The following is a 19922-nucleotide window of genomic DNA, read 5'->3' as shown; positions in this document are numbered from 1 at the left end:
ACTTTTTCATACTTTCTCCTCCTTATAAATTTGTTATCTCTCTAATAACATATTTTCCCTTAATAAATTACTACTAATTTATATCTATATTATTAGTAATAACTTAACTTAAAATTTATTATTTCTATTACTTAACTAACAAAAATATTAGTATTTTAGTTTGATATCCAAAATACTTGACATCATTTTATTTTTAAATTAAAATGATATTAATTTGATAATCAAAGTAATTTGGAGGTTTATTATGAACTTTAATATAGTTACGGATTCTACATCCGATATAACACAAGTAGATGCAAGAGAAAAAAATATACAAGTAGTTCCACTTCGTATTCTTTTTGAAGATGGTGAATACCACGATGGAATTAATATAAGTACTGAGGAATTTTATAATAAATTAGAATCTGCAAAAGTTTTACCTCAGACAAGCCAACCTTCCCCTGAGGATTTCTTTAAAATATTTGAAAAAGCGAAAAACAATGATGAAGCCGTACTTGTAATCACATTATCTAGCTCCTTAAGCGGCACATATCAAAGTGCAACTATAGCGAAAAATATTTGTGAATATGAAAAAATTTATATAGTAGATAGTCAAACTGTAACTTTAGGTTTAAAAGTTCTAGTTGATTATGCTATTTCACTTAGAAATGATGGTAAATCAATTGAAGAAACTTTTGAAATCTTAGAAAGAGAAAAACAAAATATTCGTATTTTCGCTGCAGTAGATACTTTAGAATACTTAAAAAAAGGTGGAAGACTTTCAAGTGCTGCAGCTTTAGCAGGTACTCTATTAAATCTTAAACCTATAGTGAAGGTTCAAGACGGTGCAGTATCTATGGCTGCTAAAGCTAGAGGAACTAATAATTCATACTCAAAAATAAAAGCTTTAATAGAAGAAGCTGGTGGAATAGATGAAACTAGACCTTATACTCTTGGATATACTGGCTCATCATCTAATTTAAATCAATTCGCCACTTTTATTGATAAGACATATAATCTTAAAAATTGTCCAATAAGTGCAATAGGTAGTACAGTTGGTGTACATGCTGGTCCTGGCGCTTGTGGTATAGCATTCTTTATAAAAACAACAAATTAATTATTCATACTCATGCATTTATTAAATGATGATAGTTATAATGTACTAATTATCATCATTTTTTATAAATTATACTTTTTATGATTAGAATTACATTTTTGTGTCAAAAATTATAAATGACCATAAACCACTCTAATGTAATATAAATTGCATTACTCAATTGTGTGCCTCATAGGTGATCTTATAGAGATCCCTACACTTAAATTAAAGAAGGTGTATATTTAGCATTCTAAATATACACCTTCTTTAATTTCTACATATAAAATGCAACAATTTTTATATATTTTATTTTAATAAAAATAGCCGCAAATAATTACGACTATTTTTTATTACTTTTTATTTAGTTTATTATTTGTACTATATTTTCTATCTCTACTTCCATTACTCATTTTTTCGTTTCTATTTTTTTGTTCCTTGCCTTTTCCTTGATACCTTCTTGATTTTCTACTATTATTACTCTTATGTTTATCAGTACCTTGTTTTATGACAGGTGGTACTATATTAATTATTTCAAACTTTTCTTCTTCGAGTACTGGTATTGATTTTCCTATAACTTTTTCAATTCTTCTAAATATTTCTAGTTCTTCTGAATCGCATAAAGTAATTGCAACTCCATCTCTCCCAGCTCTTCCTGTACGGCCTATTCTATGTACATATGTCTCTGGGACATCTGGTAAATCATAATTTATAACATGTGATAATTCATCTACATCTATACCTCTAGCTGCTATATCTGTAGCAACTAAAACTCTTAAACTACCTTCTTTAAAATTATTTAAAGCTAATTGTCTTTGATTTTGAGATTTATTACCATGAATAGCTGCTGCTTCAATTCCTACATGATTAAGGTCCTTTGCTATTTTGTTTGCACCATGCTTTGTTCTTGAAAATACTATAACTGATTTTATACTTTCATCTTTTAACAAATGTACAAGCAATGATTTCTTATTTTTCTTTGATACCATATATGCACCTTGCGAAATAATATCCACTGTTGATGATGCAGGCTGAACTTCTACTTTAATTGGATTTTTTAAAATAGAATTTACTAGCTTCATTACTTCCTTTGGCATAGTAGCTGAAAATAATAAGTTTTGTCGTTCTTTAGGTAACCTCGATATTATTTTCTTTACATCATGAATCATTCCCATATCTAACATACGATCTGCTTCATCAAGTACAAAATACTTAACATTTTTCAAGTCAACATGTCTTTGATTTGATAGATCTATAAGTCTTCCTGGTGTTGCTATTAAAACATCTATTCCAGATTTTATTTTTCTAACTTGTGAACTTTGATTTACTCCACCAAATATAACTGTACTCTTAATATCTAAATACTTTGAATAAGTAGTAACATTTTCACCTATCTGTATTGCTAACTCCCTTGTTGGAGCTACTATTAAGGCCTTTAAATTCCTATCATTATTAGTTTTTTTCTCTTCAATTATACTTTGTAATATTGGTATAGCAAAAGCTGCTGTCTTTCCCGTTCCTGTTTGTGCACAGCCTAATATATCTCTTCCTTTTAATATAGCTGGTATTGATTTTTCTTGTATTGCTGTTGGTTTTTCATACCCAGCCTCTTCTATTGACCTTAATATTGGCTCAATTATATTTAAATCTTTAAATAACATTATTTCTCCTTTTTAATAAAAATTATTTTCCACATAAAAATAACGCCATATAAATGCAATTCACTAACATAAGCATTTATATAGCGTTCATTACTATTCATTATATCCTATTTTTATAATAATTTCATTAATTATTTATTGGAATATTAAAACTTACATTAAAACTCATCATAATAAAATAGCTTATACTAACTGATATTTACTATAATTAAATAACCTAAAGATATGTTATAATCTATAGGAACATAAGATGACTTTAGAGGTGAGAATATGAACGATATCGAAAAAATTGTTATATAGTGGATGAAGTTGAAGCTAAACTTGCAATTAGATTGTTTTTAACACAATTAGATAGAACTATAACTGACTCATTCTGTCATGGTAACTTAGGTCCAAAGCCAACTAAGGCTGCAAAAATAATATTAGAAGTTGAGAGAGAATTAGAAAATGCTATTCCAAACTTAACTTTAAAATATAGTGAAGAAACTCCTGATGACTTAGCGATTGAAGCTATTAAAACAGCATTAGTTACAGCTAAGCCGAGCTTTGCTAATCATAAGATGTTTACTGAAGATTTAGGCACTTACGGAATTGCTAGTTGCTATAACGGTCTACATGTTGGAGGGGGAGCACATACTTTAGTAAGAATGAGATTATCTACTTTAGCTTCTACTGCCACTGATATTGATGATTTCTTCAATGATAAATTACCTAATGCTATGAAGTGTATGGCTGAATATATAAATGAAAGAATTAGATACATAGTTGAAGAAAGTACTTTCTTTGAAACAAACTTCTTAGTAAAAGAAGGTTTCATAAGTAAAGATAGATTTACTTCTATGTTTGGACTTGTTGGACTTGCTGAAGCTGTTAATATACTTCTTAAAGCTGAAAAACTAGAAGATAAGTTTGGTCACTGTCAAGAAGCTGATGATTTAGGCGTTAGAATAATGGACTTTATGGAGGATTTTATAAATAATTTCCAAAGTAAACACTGCAAAGTTACTAACGAAAGACTATTACTTCATGCTCAAGTAGGTATAGGTGATGATATAAATATAAGTCCTGGCTCAAGAATTCCAATAGGTGAAGAACCTGAATTATGGAAGCATTTAAAACAAACTGCTAGATTCCATAAATACTTCCCATCAGGAGTGGGCGATATATTCCCATTTGAAGTTAATTCTATGAACAATCCTGAATTTATATTAAACATAATTCAAGGTGCATTTAAAGAAGGTATGAGATACTTCTCTCTTTACTCTTCAGATGCTGATGTGATAAGAATCACTGGATACTTAGTTAAGAAAAGTGAAATAGAAAAATTAAATAGAGGTGAAGCTACACTTCAAGATACAGTTGTTTTAGGACAAGGACAAGTTAAAAACGGTAAAGTTCTTGAGAGAATGATAAGATAATGACTGGATTGGTTAATAAGATAATTCCTTTTAGCTCTGTTGATGGGCCAGGAAATAGAACTGCAATATTTCTACAAGGTTGTAATTTCAATTGTATCTATTGTCATAATCCTGAAACAATAAATATATGTGGTAACTGTGGTACATGTATCACAGCTTGCCCTAGTGGAGCTATTACTAAAAATAACGGTGAAGTTTTTTGGGATAAATCAAAATGCTGTAATTGCGATTCATGTATTAAAACATGTAATAATAGTAGTAGTCCAAAAATCTCTAAGATGTCTGTTGATGATATAATTAATGAAATAAATAATTATAAACCTTTTATCCAAGGTATAACAGTATCTGGTGGAGAATGTACTCTTCAAGAAGATTTTCTTTTTCATTTATTTACAAAGATAAAATCATTAGGCCTAACATGCTTTATTGATAGCAATGGTTCTAAAGATTTTAAAGAAATGCCTAAACTTTTAGAAGTTTGTGATAGCGTTATGCTTGATGTTAAAGCTTTTGATAATACTATACATAATAAATATATATCTTTTGATAACGCAAATGTATTATCAAATTTAGAATTCTTAGCTTCTATAGGAAAGCTTTATGAAGTACGAACAGTTATAGTTCCTGAATTATTTAATAATGAAGAAACTGTACGCAAAGTTTCAGAAATTATAAATAAGTATGATTCAAATATAAGATACAAGCTTATAAAGTTTAGAAATCTTGGAGTAAGACAATCTTTAAAACTTCATCCTACTCCTTCTGATGAATATATGAATACAATAAAAAGTATTGCTGAAGAAGGTGGATGTAAAAATATTATTATAGTATAGTAATGTATAAAGTAACTATTACTCCATAACCTATTTACATAATGTTTTAAAGGAGTGATTATTTATGAATAATCGTTTATTCAAATTAAGTGAAGTTGCCCAAGGTGATGATAAAGAAGCTAAGAAGACAGTTGTTTATACTTCTGATTCTACTACCGCTGCTGTTTGGGTTGTTAAGCCTAATCAATTTATTCCTACTCATAAGCATACTACATCAGATGACTTATGGATTTGCATTCAAGGAACAGGAGTAGTTTATCCTGAGAAAGATAAAGAAGTTCCATTTTCTAAAGGAGATATGCTTTTATCAACAAAAGATGCGCAACATGGTTTAAAAAATACAGGAAATGAAGATATTATATTAGTTAGTGTAATTGCACCATTCCCATCTGACTTTGTTGCTTTATAATAACCATAATAAAACAACGCTTTAAATAAGCGTTGTTTTATTAATATATTATTTAATGTTCATATTTAATACTATAGCATGTTCCCCAAAATAGCATCTATCAGCAGTTTGCCCTAAATAATCTTCTCCAAACATTTCATATATATTTCCGTACACCGAAAACTCTGGTAACCTTCCAACTATTTTCCCATCTTTAAATAAGTATGCCATTTGAACTGGAGATGCAAAATCCCCTTCATTTGTACAGTCTCCTCCAGACATAATTACAGTGTATATAGCTTCTTTTCCATTTAATATTTCTGATAAAGTTTTATCTCCACTCTTTACCTTAATTCTTGATTCTACCATTCCTTGTCCATATAATGAAGGTACTTCATCATAATTAGCAAGGGCTGCAGCTGTATTTGGAATATTATATTCAGCTGAAGTTTTCTTATCTGTATATCCAAAATTTATTTTCCCATTTTGGATTAAACAAAATCTATCATTTTCAATAACGCTTCCTTCTGCATCAAAGAAAGGTATATCAATATTTTCTTCACTTCTATCAACATATACTGTAAAATCTTTTGAAAATACTTCTTTTCCAAGCTTATTATTGAAAATAGAAGTTCCTTTGTAAAGGTCATTTCCATTTAAACCTTCAATAACTTTTTCTCCTAAATCATAAAAATTCGAAATTACAGGAATCTTTGTTTCCTTAGGTATTTCAACTATATTATCAAAAGCAGTTAAATAATCTCTAACATCTTTTACTATAGCTTCTATATCAAATTGTCTTTCACATCTCTGTACAGCTGTATCAAAAACATTTACCGATTCTTTATGCTTTATAATTAATTCAGTCTGATAATACTTATCTAAATTAACATATTCTAATCCTACATCATTTTTTAAAGTAATTTCTGTTTCTATAGACTTAATCTTATTGCTGAAAATAAAGTTTGGAAACTCTGACCTTATAATTTCTAATAACTCTTCTGCTTTTTTTAAGAATTCATCTGAAGACATATTACACTCTCTTAAATCTCTTCTTCTCTTTCTATCTTTGCATACTTCAAAATTATACGGAACTTTATTTTCAAGATTCTTAATAGCTTCATTCCATGTTTCCTCAGTTGGCTCTCCTAAGCTTCCGCTTACCCCTATATATCCATCTTTATATACTCTACAACCACTCTTTGTAATATCCTTTTTTCTTATGGAATCTATTCTTGTCTGCGTTACGTTAAGTGCTATTTCCTTCATTCTATTTATATAAGCTTCTCTAATCACTTTTCTCACCTACCCCTATTCAACATTTATTTTATTTACACGTACATATGGCCCACCTAATCCTACAGATAGTGGCCACTGTTCCATTTTTCCACAACCACCTGTCCCTAATGATTTAATTTCAACTTCATTAGATAAGCCATCTATTTCATTTAATGTACTCATTACATTTCCTGTTATTACTGATACTTTTACTGGTTCTGATATTTTTCCATCTCTAATCATATAAGCTCTTGATGGTGCTATAGTAAATGTAGACATTCCTGAACCATGAATAAAACTATCTATATATATTCCTTCTTTAACTCCATTAAAAAGTTCTTCTTTTGTTAAATTACCAGCTCCGATATAAGTTGTGGTCATTCTTACTATAGGTTCATATTCAAAATTTATAGCTCTGCTATTACCAGTAACATCCTCATTTAAAGCACCTGCAGTATATGCACTGTGAAGTCTTCCATTTAAAATTCCATCTTTTATTAAATAATTTTCCTTTGCCTTAGTTCCTTCATCATCATAAGGTACATATCCAGAGCCTTCAATATTTCCACAATCTATTATATTTAATATTTCTGAACCAACCTTAGTTCCTATACTCCATTCTTCCATCATCTTCTCATCACCTATCATAAAGTCTGATTCACTTTTATGACCAAAGCTTTCATGAGCAAATACACCTGCTACAACTGGAGAAAGTATACATGTATAAACTCCTTTTTTTACAGGCACAGCATTTTTTGCATACTCTAAATTTTTAATAATTTCTTCTCTAAATAAATCTTGCTTATTAAACAGTTTATTAAAATCATCTTCATATATAGTTTCTCCACCATTTTGAGTCATACCATCAATAGATAATTGATACCTATTTGCTATATATGCATTCTGTATATCAAAAGTAACATCTGTACCTTTACTTGAAATTATTTCTTTTATTGTATAAGTGTCTTTATAAAGTAATCTCGAATTTAATATTTCTGGGAATTCATTATTTATAGGTAGGTAACTTTCTAAAAGTTTAATCTTTTCATCATTAGATACTTCTATTATGTTATTATTTTTATATTTTATATCATTGCCTTTATTTACTTCTATCCTCTTAACTACAGGATTATCATAAATATTTTCATTTCTTTTAGCCAGTTTTGATAGTTCATCAATTTCTTTCTGTATTTCTTCAATATTTGTAGTAGAGCTATAATACCATCTCTCCCCATCAAATATACGTATAAATGCCCCTTTTTCAACTTTTAATTTATTCTGCTTCAACTCATTATTTTCATAGGTTATGCTATTAGTTTTTACAGTTTCAATTCTGATATCTGTATATAATTCTTCTGGAAATCTATACATATCAATCGCCCCCTTTTAATTAATAAAATTATTTTACCATTTATTCAAATAATAGTAAAATAGATGAATTTAACTTTTCTCAGTTTATCCTTTATACATTTGTTTCATATACTATATAAATAAATCAATGTTTTAGGTGTTAAATATGAAATTTCCTAAAAATATAGATATAAATAAGCTTCAATTCATCGGTAGCGGAACTCAAGGTTCGGTATATAAAATAGATGATGAAAAATGTATAAAAATATTTAAGAAAAAGTCTCATTGCTTAAAAGAAATAAATACCATGCTTATGTCACAGGTTGACTATCACTTTCCAATTTTATATTCATATGGAGACAAGTATATTATCCGTGAATATATAGATGGTATAGAACTTGATAAATATCTATTATCAAATTCATTAACCCCTTATTTATCAGATAAGTTAATAGAATTATATGATGCTATGAATTTTGTAGGCTTTTCAAGATTAGACACTACCTTATTTCATATATTACTTACTGATCAGTATGAGCTTAAGATTATAGATACTGCTCGAGCAATGAAAAAAGAAACTATTTACCCAAAGTTAATACTAGAAGGCTTAGATAAGCTTAATTATAAAAATCAATTTTTAAGCTATGTTAAGATTGTACGACCTGACCTTTATAACAGGTGGAATTCTATAAATAATTTTTATTGAAGGAGATTATATGCGTTTTTTAGTTTTCGGTGATTCAAAGGGTAAAAATAATGGGGTAAATACTAAAGTTTTAAAATCAATAATGGAACAATCAATAAAATTAAATCCTAAAATTGATTTTCTAGTGATGTGTGGTGATTCAATTGCAGGTAGTTCAAATAAAGAGCAGCTCATTTCCCAATTTAATAATTTTAAACGAATAGTTCAAAGTTATCATCCAAACAAAATAATTCTTCCTGTTATCGGTAATCATGAAGTCAACATTAATCCTACCGATGATAGCTATGAAAAAATATTTGAAAAAATTTATAATGATCTAAAGCCTAGTGGTTATTTAGAAGATTATAATAAAACAGCTTATTATGTAGATTATGAGAATACTAGAATTATTATTCTTAACGCTTTTCATCCTAATGAAATCCACAAAATTATAGATAACCAACTTTCTTGGTTTGAAAATGTGGCTTCTGTAGATATAAAAAACAAATTAGTTGTTGTTCATTCTCCAGCATTTCCTACTGGTGCTCATCTTGGTCATTGCCTAGATTTATATCCTAATTATAGAAATTCCTTTTGGCAAGTAGTTGATAAATGTAAAATTGATATAGTTTTTTCTTCTCATGAACATAATTATTCTAGAAGAATTATTCATGGTAAAAATGATATTCATCAAATTATAACAGGTGGAGGTGGAGAAAAACTTCGAGATAAATATAAAAGCAAAGATGGTGTTATCATTCCTCCTATTGCAACCTATCATTTTGTTGTTGTTGATATAACTGAAAATTTTATAGAAGTATCTGCAATAAATACTAAAGGCAGACTACTTGATAATTTTAAGCTTTATAAATAGTAATTTTAAATAATACTGCACTAACTAAAATAACAAGGATATTTAGTTTTATGAAATATCCTTGTTACTTTTAAATTTAATACTATATACTAAACTCTTAATTTTCTTTACTTCTTTTTTTAATAATTTAGATTGATTCTATCTATCTCTTTCAATTACCTTCTTCATAGTTTCTTTATTCATTGCCCCTGGAACATATGTTGTAATATAACCATCTTTATCTATTATAAGTGTAGATGGTAACGAGTTCATTCCATAACCATACATAAGTGATCCATTTTCATCAAATACTACTGGGAATTTATATCCATTGCTCTCTAAAAACTCAGTTATATTCTCCTGAGAACCTTCTCTTCCTAAATTAGGTGATGCAACTCCTAAGATTATAACATCCTCTTGATTCTTATTATATTCCTCATATAGTTCATCTATATAAGGCATCTCTTCTCTACATGGAGGACACCATGTTGCCCAGAAATTTAAGAATACTGTCTTACCCTTATACTCACTTAAAGTATGCTTGTTTCCATAATTATCATACAAAGTAAAATCTATAGGTGCTAGTCTCTCCTCTTCTTCCCCTGCATTTTCTTCAGTTGAATAATTATTATTCTCTATATTACTTTCATCTTTTGAATTTAATTGTTTATTAACATCAACAAAACCATTTACTAACATAATTAATCCAGCAAGTATAATAAGTATACCGCTTATCTTTTTAATAGTTTCCATATGCTTCTTAACTTTATTTAAGTATTTTCCTAATTTACTATAGAATATAGCTACTATAAGAAAAGGTAAAATAAATCCTAGAGTATATACTAATATCAATAAATTAGCTACTAAAATATTATCTGCCGTTGATGCCATTACGAGTACTGATGCTAATATTGGTCCAATACAAGGAGTCCATCCAAAACTAAATGTAAAACCTAATACAAAAGCAGCTAAAGGTGACATTGTCTTATATTTTACACTTAATCTTTTTTCTCTACTTAAAAATTCAGATTTAATAACTCCTAAATAGAACAATCCCATAATTAATATTATGATTCCACCTATAATCATAATTATATATTTATAAGTGCTAAATAATGAACCTAACGCATTAATTGATGCTCCTAATATGAAAAATGTAGTAGATATACCTAAAGTAAAAAATAAAGTATTTCTTATCAATATACTACTTTTAAATTTAGAATCATTCATATCACTTACAGTGCTATTAGCTAACATACTTAAATATATCGGTAGTATAGGTAATATACAGGGTGAAAAGATTGATAATATCCCTTCAATAAAAACAATAAAGATATTAATATTTCCCAAAATTAAATTTCCTCCTAAATTTCTTGTATTTATTTAAAATTAATATTACGTTATATTGTTAAATATATCAATTATTTACTTATCCTAAATTATTCAATCATTTTACATCTTTATGAAATATTATTATGTGATATAATCATATATTCCAATTATTATTTTATAATATTCCTTTATTTTATTTTTTCTCTTTACAATATAAATTTATTGTAACACCTTAATATACATGTCATATACTATATTATGACAAATCGATAATTACTAATTTTCTTATAATCAACTAGTATTAATATTTTAATAATTTAGCTAAAGTATGAGTTTCTCATTTACCTATCATTAATGTAAGTAAGCTTATGTTAGCTAAATAATTATTATCTTCTTGTTTTTAGTAAGTAACCTAATAATCAACCTAATATTTTAGGGTTTGTGATTAATACACAAACCCTACCTTTTAATCTAATTCTTAATGAATTTCCTCTAATATAATTTTATAAACTAGCATCATCTACATAATGCGGTAATAATTTATTTTCAATTCATATAATCATTTAATATTTATATAAAAAAATTTATTTACTTTATAATCAAAATAAATAATCAGCTATAACCTTTATAAAGTCATTTTTCTTTGAGTAGATAGTATCGTTAACTAAAAATGGATTATCTGTAATTATACTATCTACATTTAAATCAATCATTTTGCTCATCATGTCTTGATCATTTACAGTCCATACAAATATTTGTTTTCCTTTATCATGAATATTCTTTATTAAACCCTTAGTTATAAAAGTTGATTCAATACCATATATATCAACATATTCAAACGTATATATATCTCCATATGCAAGAGCCGTTAAATAGCAAGTAAGGAAATTAGAATCTATCTCTTTTACCTTTTTTAATACTTCCTTATCCATAGAAGCTATTACACATTGGTTTTCGGCTCTATTTTTTTTAATAACACTTATAACCTTGTCTATTATATCTGGACTTTCATGGCCATTAAGTTTTATTTCTATTAATAACTTGCATCTACCTCTTACGTATTTTATTGCTTCATCAAGTGTAGGTATCTTGGCTCCTGTATAACCTAGATTCATATAGTTCCCTGCATCATAATTTTTCACTTCTTCATAATCAACTTCCCAAACATTTTTATCTACCCCTGTAGTCCTCTTAAAGTTTGAATCATGAATAAGTATTAGTTCTCCGTCCTTAGTTTCCTGAACATCAGTCTCTATGTACTCAACTTGAGCAAGTATAGCCTCTTTAAATGCAGCTAATGTATTTTCTGGTGCTGATACATTACCACCTCTATGAGCTGTAGCTGTAGTATTATAAAATAATTCTATATTCAATAAAGTATTACTATTTATTGAAAGTGCCATTGATTCAATAGGTATGAGGATAACTATTAATACTACTGTTATAATCTTTTTCATACTTGATACCTTAATCTTATTATGTTTATTATTATAAAATCCAAAATTTTTATAGTTATAATAAATTGCTGATATAAAAGCAAGATTAAGTATAAAGCTAGAAATTGATGCGATTAACATCGAATAATCTTTAAATAATATAGCTTTAGCAATAAATATTTCCTTTAGATCAATACCTATTCCATAATACTTAATTACTATAGCCATTAATATTATCAATAAATAATAAATTCCATAACCTATAAGGCTAAAAACTATAAAAGTTCCAACTGAATATAAAAATATTTTTATATTTTTCCCTTTTGTTATTCTATTACTTTCATTTTTTGCTTCTTTAAAACTACTTCTATTTAAAGTTATTTCATGTATACTAAAAATCCATCGAATAACAATCATATATAAAATAATCATCAATCCCATATATACTATATTTAAAAATTTATTAGACTTTATAAAATCTAGTATATACTCTGGTAACTTCAACTCTCCAATAAATCCTGATGTTAATGTTAAATTTGTTAATGGAATTATTAATAAAATAAATATCATTAATAAGTAATTTTTAATGTTTAATATTCTTACTGATTTTTGTAATCCTAGTTTAATAAGTTTAAATATCCCTATCTTTTCATATCTTATAGATTTATCAAAACAAATAATTGTAGCTGTAAATTCAAAAAAGACATAAAAACCAAAAATGAGTAACAACAAGATTAATAAAAATATTGAAATAGGATTTGTTAATATCTTAAATACATTATCTGTACTTAGATAAATCATTCCTGAATTGTGCATTGCACTTTCAAATATATATTTTATAATAGGTAGTACCAAAATTAATGCAATACCTTTATGGAACAATTCAAATAATATTAAGGTTCCTAAATTATATCTGAGTAATAATATAAAATTTTCAATTATTCCTTTTCTCATAAATATTTCCTCAATATCTTATCTTTATTATTTATACTTCCCATTTTCTTACTACCTATATATGTTAACTGAAAATTAATTAATTTCAAACATTACTTTTAAAATCATTTATTAAAATATTATTGCACTTTTTAATACTTGCTAACATTTATGTATAAAAAAATAGTAGGTCTATTATAAAATATTATCATAATAAATCTACTATTTGTCATTTTTTTAATTAAGCATGTGATAATACTGGGAACATGATATTGTTAAATTCTAAAGGATTATCCTTATCTTTCATTACAAATAATGTAGTATCTTCTTCTTTTAATATCTTTTCATCATATAACACAGTATTAAATGGTGTAAAACCTAATACTACTTTCTTCGTATTCTTATTTACAATCTTATTAATTATGCTCTCCAAATCAATATTTTTAGTTCCAAACACCTCTAATATATATATTATCTCATCACTTTTTTCTGCAATTACTATGGCATCATAATCCTCTACATAATAAATATTTTCTTTCATAAAAGAATTACAGTAAAACATAACTAAATTCTTATTATTCAGAACTGCAAACTGTGAAAATAATACTGTATTTTCAATTATGTTTTTAAATATCTCCTTATCATTACTATCTTCCATATTTATCTTTCTAACACGGCTTTCTTCGTCTATAGTGAAGCAACCTATTGAGTATTCATACTCATAAGCTTCTATAAAATTAAACTTAGGATAAAAATTAATAGCGCTATCATTAGCAAATAGATAAATTAAATCACATTTATCCTTCCATTCTTCAATCACAGTCTCCATTAAATATCTAGCCAGCCCTTTATTTCTATATCTTTCATCTGTCATAACAGTACCAATTTGTATATAGATTTTCTTTTCTCCTTTAAATTTAAACTCCATAATGCTTACGGATACATTTGATACTACTTCACCATTATCTATTAATGAATATGTTATATAAGAATCTCCCCAATAACCTTCTTGATACCATTGTTCAAAATCAATACCAAATGTCCTATTAGCTAATTCATTAAAGCTTTTTCTTAAATGCTCATTTTCTTTGTAGTCTTTTTCATATATATATTTTTTTCCTTGTACCTCCACATAATTACTCATAGCCCAATCCCCCTATTAAAAACATCTATATATATTATCTTACTTTTTATTTATACTTTAAAATTTAATCTGATATTAATAAATTATAATTAATTATAATATTATCCCCACTTTTCATATTCCTTACTTTTACTTTATTATTTGCTATTTCTTCTTCTCCAATTAATATTACATTTTCAACACCAATTTTATTAGCATAATTCATCTTTTTCTTTAATGAATCATCTTCCAAATATATACTTACACCATAACCTTTTGATTGTAGATACTGTAATACTTTTCCGCAATACTCAATCGTATCTCCTATTGGAATTATTAAATACTCTAGTTTATTTTCAATTTTATATTTATCTATAAATCCAATTTCCTTTAATACAAAAAACAATCTAGTTAGCCCTATTGATATCCCTACTCCTGGCAATATATTTGCTGTATAATTTTCTGCTAAGTTATCATACCTTCCTCCTGAACATATAGATCCATATCCTTCATCCCCTAATAATATAGTTTCAAATACAGTTCCTGTATAATAATCCAATCCTCTTATAATCTTTAAATTTATTTCAAAATTTTCTTTATCTACTCCTAATATTTCTAATAGTGATTTAACCTTTTTTAATTCTTCAACTCCCTCATTGTAATATTCATTTTTTATATCAAGCTTTGAAAGTTCTTCTAATTTTTCATCATTTGATCCATCAAGTTTTAATATTTTATTTAAATACTCACTTTTATCAATTCCTATAAGATTTTTAAGTTCACTAATAAATACCTCTTCACCTATCTTGTCTATTTTATCGATTAATATCATTACATCAGCTTGATTATCTATTTCTAATTCAGTTAATATTCCCTTTAATACTTTTCTATTACTTATTTGAAATCTATAATTAGATAAACCTATTTCCTTAAAGGCTTTATCTGCTAAGTTTATAACCCATGCATCATTATTTATACTTAATTTTTCTTTCCCAATAACATCAATATCACATTGATAGAATTCCCTATATCTACCTTTTTGATTTCTTTCACCTCTATAAACCTTTCCTATTTGATATCTTTTAAAAGGAAAAAGCAAATCATTATAATATTGAGCTACATATCTAGCAAATGGGACAGTCAAATCAAATCTTAAAGCTAAATTGTTTTTTCCCTTTTGAAAACTATAAACTTGCTTTTCTGTCTCTCCACCTGATTTGGCAAGAAGCACGTCAGCCTTCTCAATTATTGGTGTATCTATAGCTAGGCATCCATTCATCTCATATACCTTTGATATTTTACTTACTATATCATTAAAAATTTCTTGTTCCCTTGGTAATAACTCCATAAATCCTGGTAATATGCTTGGTTTAATTATATTCTTTTTCATTTTATTCACTCCTAAAATAATTTATTTTTATATAACAAAAAGCCATGCAGGCATATATCCTACATGGCTTACAATAAATTATGATTACACTTAATTTATCATTACCAGAGATACAAGCCTAACAGCGATAGACTTGTATCCGTTTATTAAACAGACCAAGTCTCTAGTAATGATGATGTATTAAATTTGTTTTAATAACACTAAGTGTATTCATAATATTCCTCCAAAATTTTCTTTTCTACATTATATATTATAGTTATATAAAAAGCAATTATCAGATATTGATATTTAAGTAACATTTAATGGTTATACCTTAAAATTATTTACTTCTTTCTAAAATAATATCTCTATTTTGAGTCCGTCTCCTAATTTTCCTATAGCCTTAATTTCTGCACCATGAGCTTTAATTATATCATGAGCAATAGCCATTCCTAAACCTGAACCTTCTATCTTTTTACTTGTATTTGTTCCTCTATAATATCTTTTAAAAATATTATTTAATTCATCTTCAGATACACCTTTACCATTATCTTCTATGGATATATAAACATTACCACTATCTAGCTTTTGAATATCTATCTTTACCTTTACATCATTGCTATTATGAATAAAAGCATTAGTTATAAGATTTATAAATACTCTCTTTATTAATCCTTCATCTAATTCCAGCATTATCTCTTCATCAGAATAATTAAACCCTATATTACTATCGTTATATTTTTCATCATTTATAATATCAATTAATACATGTCTTACTAAAGATACAATATTTATTTTACTCTTATTTAAAACTATAGTATTATTTTTTAACCTAGTTGATAAATTCAAATCTTCTATCAATGTTTTAATATACTGACTTTTATTTATTATTGTCGTACAACATTTCTCTCTTATTCTATCATCTATTTCATATTCTGTGTCTGCCATTATTTCAGCATTTCCTATAATTGATGTAAGAGGGGTTTTTATATCATGCGAAATGTTAGAAATCCATTCCTCTCTCATTTCATCAAGTTTTTCTCTTTCCTTTTCATTAAAGGTTAATATTCCTGCTAGCTGACTTAAACACTTTTCAACATCATAATATATTCCCTTCTGTGGTGTATCTATTTTATATCCACCTTTAGATAGCTTCGATATTTTATTTACTATTCTATTTATAGGCTTTGTTATTCTTAAGGTGTATAAAAAGCTTATTCCCAAGATTAAAAATACATTTAATAAAATTAATATAGGAAACATATGAGCTTCGTCTACCAACTTAACATCATAAGAATAAGTTATTCGCTTAACCCTAGAAGGATCTAAAAATAATAAGTAAGTATATATTTCTCCTTCTAGTTCTTTCTCATCTAAAAACAAAGTAACATCCTCATTATTATATGTTTCTAATAGTTGTACATTTGAATAATTACTATGAGCTATTTCAGGTTTATTATAACTAAATACCTCTCTATTATTTTTGTCTAAAATCTGAATTCCTGAGTTCTCTTCTATCAATTTATTTATTCCATCATTTGAAACCTCTATATTTCCATCTTCCGAATAAACTATATAATCCTTAAAAGCTGAAATCATCTCCTCAGGATGATAATTATATAATCCACCTTTTTTATAAATATTAATTCCCATAAAAGTAATATTTACAAAGGCTATAAATACACAAGCTAAAATGATGTACACAGAATAATGAATTATAAGCTTTCCTCTCATATATTATTCACCTTTCATAACTAGCTTATATCCTAAGCCAATTACAGTTATTAAATATTTAGGTTTAGATGGGTTATCTTCTATCTTTTTTCTAAGTCTTCTTATATGAACTGTAATTGTATTATCGTATCCAAAGAAATCTTCACCCCATACCTCATTGCATATGGTTTCTTTGCTTAAAATTCTATTTGGATGATTCACAAGATAAATTAACAATTTTAATTCCTTTGCTGTAAGCTCGAGAAGCTTTCCACTTTTATATACTTCTCCAGTTTCCTCATTTATTTCTATATCACCAAATTTAATTATCTTATTTTCTTTAATATTTTTATTTGTAACTACATTATCAAAAGTTTTTAATCTAGCTTTTAATCTAAAAGCTACCTCTTTTGCGCTAAAAGGTTTAGTTATATAATCATCTGCACCTATAGCGAAGCCTAAAAGTCTATCCACCTCTTCCGTCTTTGCTGATATAAATAATATTGGAATCTGACTATCTTTTCTAAGTTCATTAAAAACATCGTATCCACTTATGTCTGGTAACATAATATCTAGTAATACTATATCTGGATTAACTTTTTTAAATAACTCTATTCCATCTGTTCCATTATTAGCTATGTAAATATTACTAAAACCCTCACGTTTTAATACTGTATCTAAAATATCAGTAATATCTTCTTCATCATCTATTATTAAAACTTTAAACTTCTCAAAAATATTATTCATCAATATCACTCCTTTTATTTTCTAGATTATATCATATAAACTTTTCTCTTCTCGTAAAACCAATTTATTTAAGATGGATTTAAGATACAGTTTATATTAAATAAATATGTCTATAATAAACTAATATCAGACGCCGGTACTTAACTGACAATCAAAATAAAAGGACTAATTAAGGAGAATAAAATTATGCAAGCAATTATGGAACCAATTTTTCATGTAGTTTATTTAACTACCGTTATCTCTTTAGGAATAATAATGATAAGAAAATCAAAAGATAATAAATACTTTAAAATGTTCGGTTTTATGTCATTAATATTAGGATTAGGTGATTCATTCCACCTTATACCAAGAATTTATGCTTTACTAACTACAGGGTTAGAAAACAATGCACCTGCTTTAGGCTTCGGAAAACTAGTTACATCAATTACTATGACAATATTTTATTTAATACTTTATAAGATTTGGAAAATAAGATTTGATGTTAAAAATTCAAAATTATTAGATATAACAATGTATGCATTATCTGCTATAAGAATAATACTTTGCTTATTCCCTCAAAATGAATGGTTTATAAATAATCCACCTTTAAGCTGGGGTATATATAGAAATATTCCATTTGCAATTATGGGAATTATTATGATTTATCTTTTATATAGCTATGGAGCTAAAAATAATGATAGAGATTATAAAAACCTTGGTATAGCTGTGTTCTTATCATTTGCCTTCTATGCACCAGTTGTTCTTTGGGCTTCTGAAAACTTCTTTGTTGGAATGCTTATGGTACCAAAAACATTAGCATATGTTTGGGTTGTTTTAATAGGGTATAAAGAATTTAAAAAAGCTATAAGATAATTGTAAAAAATAAGTTAGAGCTATCAAATATAAATTCAATAGCTCTAACTTATTTTATTCTACTGTAGTAGTATTATTGTCATCTGAATCACTCTCATAAATAATACTATCAATTTTAGCTATTTCTAAGTCTTCATTTTCTTCTACTACTACATCTTTAGGAATTGGTAAATCTCTAATATAAATTCTATTACCTGCTTGTAGATTAGATACATTTACCTCTATATGTGGTGGAAATTTATTTGGTTCCCCTTGTAATTCTACTTCTGATACAAAAGTCTCTAGCAATAAACTCTTAGCTGCTAATGCATCTTGTCCTACAAAAGTAATTGGTATACCTAACTTTACTACTTCCCCTTTTCTTATTGTTTGAAAATCTATATGAGCAACTTTCCCATATATATCTTTTTGAGTTTCTTTAACTATACATGTTTTTATATCTCCATTTAAATTTAGAGATATTATTGAATTTTTAGGATAACCTAATAATCTATACATCTCTTTTTTTGTCATCTTTGCAGATATAGCTTTATGTGTTTCATCTCCATAAATAACACATGGAATTTCTCCTCTTTTTCTTACTTTGTTTCCTTTTTCAGCTCTTTCGTAAACATTAAATAATAAATCATCCATCATATAATCCTTCTTTCAAATATTAAATATGGTATTTATCATATTTTCGATTTCTAAAATATTTTATTAATTAATTGCAGCTAATATTACTCTAATTTATATCTAACGTTTATCCTTTTACTTAATAATCTATTACGTATATTTAAAATTAAGGCTCTGTTAGACAATAATGTTGATATGTGCATATAATTTACAAATAGTGTTATAATATAGATAATAGCACTATTGGAGGTAATATTTATGGCA

The 19922-nt window shown here is 26.7% G+C and carries 16 protein-coding genes and 1 pseudogene; 7 read left to right on the top strand and 10 right to left on the bottom strand.

What is annotated here, in order from left to right:
- The first annotated feature begins 244 nt into the window (after positions 1 to 244).
- Entirely contained in the window at positions 245 to 1096 is an 852-nt protein-coding gene (locus tag ARA56_RS10265) for a DegV family protein (protein ID WP_055266383.1), read from the top strand.
- A gap of 329 nt (positions 1097 to 1425) precedes the next feature.
- Here ARA56_RS10265 and ARA56_RS10260 read toward each other — a convergent pair whose 3' ends face one another.
- The gene (locus ARA56_RS10260) at positions 1426 to 2733 is read right to left on the bottom strand and encodes a DEAD/DEAH box helicase (protein WP_055266381.1); all 1308 of its coding nucleotides are present in this window, start codon (positions 2731 to 2733) and stop codon (positions 1426 to 1428) included.
- A gap of 293 nt (positions 2734 to 3026) precedes the next feature.
- Here ARA56_RS10260 and ARA56_RS10255 point away from each other — a divergent pair.
- The 3 genes and pseudogenes from ARA56_RS10255 to ARA56_RS10245 form a co-directional block, all read left to right on the top strand.
- Positions 3027 to 4151 (top strand): annotated as a pseudogene (locus ARA56_RS10255) (YjjI family glycine radical enzyme); the annotation flags it as partial.
- Entirely contained in the window at positions 4148 to 4984 is an 837-nt protein-coding gene (locus ARA56_RS10250; RefSeq protein WP_055266379.1) for a YjjW family glycine radical enzyme activase, read from the top strand. The pseudogene ARA56_RS10255 and the gene ARA56_RS10250, both read left to right, overlap by 4 nt.
- 64 nt (positions 4985 to 5048) lie before the next feature.
- Positions 5049 to 5393, top strand: a complete 345-nt coding sequence (locus tag ARA56_RS10245) for a cupin domain-containing protein (RefSeq protein WP_055266377.1) — start codon at positions 5049 to 5051, stop codon at positions 5391 to 5393.
- Positions 5394 to 5441: 48 nt separating this feature from the next.
- Here the strand turns inward: ARA56_RS10245 and ARA56_RS10240 are convergent, their stop codons facing one another.
- Both ARA56_RS10240 and ARA56_RS10235 read right to left on the bottom strand, forming a co-directional pair.
- On the bottom strand, positions 5442 to 6668 hold the full coding sequence (locus ARA56_RS10240; RefSeq protein WP_055266375.1) for a metallopeptidase TldD-related protein: 1227 nt from the start codon (positions 6666 to 6668) through the stop codon (positions 5442 to 5444).
- Positions 6669 to 6683: 15 nt separating this feature from the next.
- The gene (locus ARA56_RS10235; RefSeq protein ID WP_055266373.1) at positions 6684 to 8021 is read right to left on the bottom strand and encodes a TldD/PmbA family protein; all 1338 of its coding nucleotides are present in this window, start codon (positions 8019 to 8021) and stop codon (positions 6684 to 6686) included.
- A gap of 145 nt (positions 8022 to 8166) precedes the next feature.
- Between ARA56_RS10235 and ARA56_RS10230 the strand changes: the two genes are divergently transcribed.
- Together ARA56_RS10230 and ARA56_RS10225 are read left to right on the top strand one after the other, a co-directional pair.
- Entirely contained in the window at positions 8167 to 8706 is a 540-nt protein-coding gene (locus ARA56_RS10230) for a hypothetical protein (RefSeq protein WP_172675762.1), read from the top strand.
- A gap of 10 nt (positions 8707 to 8716) precedes the next feature.
- Positions 8717 to 9559 carry a metallophosphoesterase family protein gene (locus tag ARA56_RS10225; RefSeq protein ID WP_055266371.1) on the top strand — a complete coding sequence of 281 codons (843 nt, stop codon included), beginning with the start codon at positions 8717 to 8719 and terminating at the stop codon, positions 9557 to 9559.
- A gap of 138 nt (positions 9560 to 9697) precedes the next feature.
- On the opposite strand, the gene ARA56_RS10220 is transcribed toward ARA56_RS10225, so the two are convergent.
- The 6 genes from ARA56_RS10220 to ARA56_RS10195 form a co-directional block, all read right to left on the bottom strand.
- Complete coding sequence (locus ARA56_RS10220; RefSeq protein WP_055266369.1) at positions 9698 to 10888, bottom strand: cytochrome c biogenesis protein/redoxin; 1191 nt, start codon at positions 10886 to 10888, stop codon at positions 9698 to 9700.
- Positions 10889 to 11469: 581 nt separating this feature from the next.
- Positions 11470 to 13260 carry a glycerophosphodiester phosphodiesterase gene (locus ARA56_RS10215; protein WP_055266367.1) on the bottom strand — a complete coding sequence of 597 codons (1791 nt, stop codon included), beginning with the start codon at positions 13258 to 13260 and terminating at the stop codon, positions 11470 to 11472.
- Between the two features lie 220 nt (positions 13261 to 13480).
- Positions 13481 to 14383 (bottom strand): GNAT family N-acetyltransferase, encoded by a 903-nt coding sequence (locus tag ARA56_RS10210; protein ID WP_055266365.1) that lies wholly within the window; start codon positions 14381 to 14383, stop codon positions 13481 to 13483.
- Between the two features lie 64 nt (positions 14384 to 14447).
- Positions 14448 to 15752: a histidine--tRNA ligase gene (gene hisS, locus ARA56_RS10205; RefSeq protein ID WP_055266363.1), complete on the bottom strand. Its 1305-nt coding sequence runs from the start codon at positions 15750 to 15752 to the stop codon at positions 14448 to 14450.
- 333 nt (positions 15753 to 16085) lie between these two features.
- Positions 16086 to 17465, bottom strand: coding sequence for a sensor histidine kinase (locus tag ARA56_RS10200; protein ID WP_055266360.1), 1380 nt, complete (start codon positions 17463 to 17465; stop codon positions 16086 to 16088).
- Between the two features lie 3 nt (positions 17466 to 17468).
- Entirely contained in the window at positions 17469 to 18191 is a 723-nt protein-coding gene (locus ARA56_RS10195) for a response regulator transcription factor (RefSeq protein WP_055266358.1), read from the bottom strand.
- A gap of 186 nt (positions 18192 to 18377) precedes the next feature.
- On the opposite strand from ARA56_RS10195, the gene ARA56_RS10190 reads away from it, so the two are divergent.
- Positions 18378 to 19043: a hypothetical protein gene (locus ARA56_RS10190; RefSeq protein WP_055266356.1), complete on the top strand. Its 666-nt coding sequence runs from the start codon at positions 18378 to 18380 to the stop codon at positions 19041 to 19043.
- A gap of 54 nt (positions 19044 to 19097) precedes the next feature.
- Here ARA56_RS10190 and ARA56_RS10185 read toward each other — a convergent pair whose 3' ends face one another.
- Entirely contained in the window at positions 19098 to 19676 is a 579-nt protein-coding gene (locus ARA56_RS10185) for a 50S ribosomal protein L25 (protein ID WP_055266354.1), read from the bottom strand.
- Between the last annotated feature and the right edge of the window lie 246 nt (positions 19677 to 19922).

The organism is Clostridium disporicum (assembly GCF_001405015.1).
Classification (GTDB): Bacteria; Bacillota; Clostridia; order Clostridiales; family Clostridiaceae; genus Clostridium; species Clostridium disporicum_B.
This window is presented reverse-complemented; position numbering and strand designations above follow the sequence as displayed.

Bases quoted from the DNA above. Each gene is read 5' to 3' on its own strand.
- ARA56_RS10265 (WP_055266383.1), top strand. From the start codon at position 245: ATGAACTTTAATATAGTTACGGATTCTACATCCGATATAACACAAGTA.
- ARA56_RS10260 (WP_055266381.1), bottom strand. From the start codon at position 2,733: ATGTTATTTAAAGATTTAAATATAATTGAGCCAATATTAAGGTCAATA.
- ARA56_RS10245 (WP_055266377.1), top strand. From the start codon at position 5,049: ATGAATAATCGTTTATTCAAATTAAGTGAAGTTGCCCAAGGTGATGAT.
- ARA56_RS10235 (WP_055266373.1), bottom strand. From the start codon at position 8,021: ATGTATAGATTTCCAGAAGAATTATATACAGATATCAGAATTGAAACT.
- ARA56_RS10230 (WP_172675762.1), top strand. From the start codon at position 8,167: ATGAAATTTCCTAAAAATATAGATATAAATAAGCTTCAATTCATCGGT.
- ARA56_RS10225 (WP_055266371.1), top strand. From the start codon at position 8,717: ATGCGTTTTTTAGTTTTCGGTGATTCAAAGGGTAAAAATAATGGGGTA.
- ARA56_RS10215 (WP_055266367.1), bottom strand. From the start codon at position 13,260: ATGAGAAAAGGAATAATTGAAAATTTTATATTATTACTCAGATATAAT.
- ARA56_RS10210 (WP_055266365.1), bottom strand. From the start codon at position 14,383: ATGAGTAATTATGTGGAGGTACAAGGAAAAAAATATATATATGAAAAA.
- hisS (WP_055266363.1), bottom strand. From the start codon at position 15,752: ATGAAAAAGAATATAATTAAACCAAGCATATTACCAGGATTTATGGAG.
- ARA56_RS10200 (WP_055266360.1), bottom strand. From the start codon at position 17,465: ATGAGAGGAAAGCTTATAATTCATTATTCTGTGTACATCATTTTAGCT.
- ARA56_RS10195 (WP_055266358.1), bottom strand. From the start codon at position 18,191: ATGAATAATATTTTTGAGAAGTTTAAAGTTTTAATAATAGATGATGAA.
- ARA56_RS10190 (WP_055266356.1), top strand. From the start codon at position 18,378: ATGCAAGCAATTATGGAACCAATTTTTCATGTAGTTTATTTAACTACC.
- ARA56_RS10185 (WP_055266354.1), bottom strand. From the start codon at position 19,676: ATGGATGATTTATTATTTAATGTTTACGAAAGAGCTGAAAAAGGAAAC.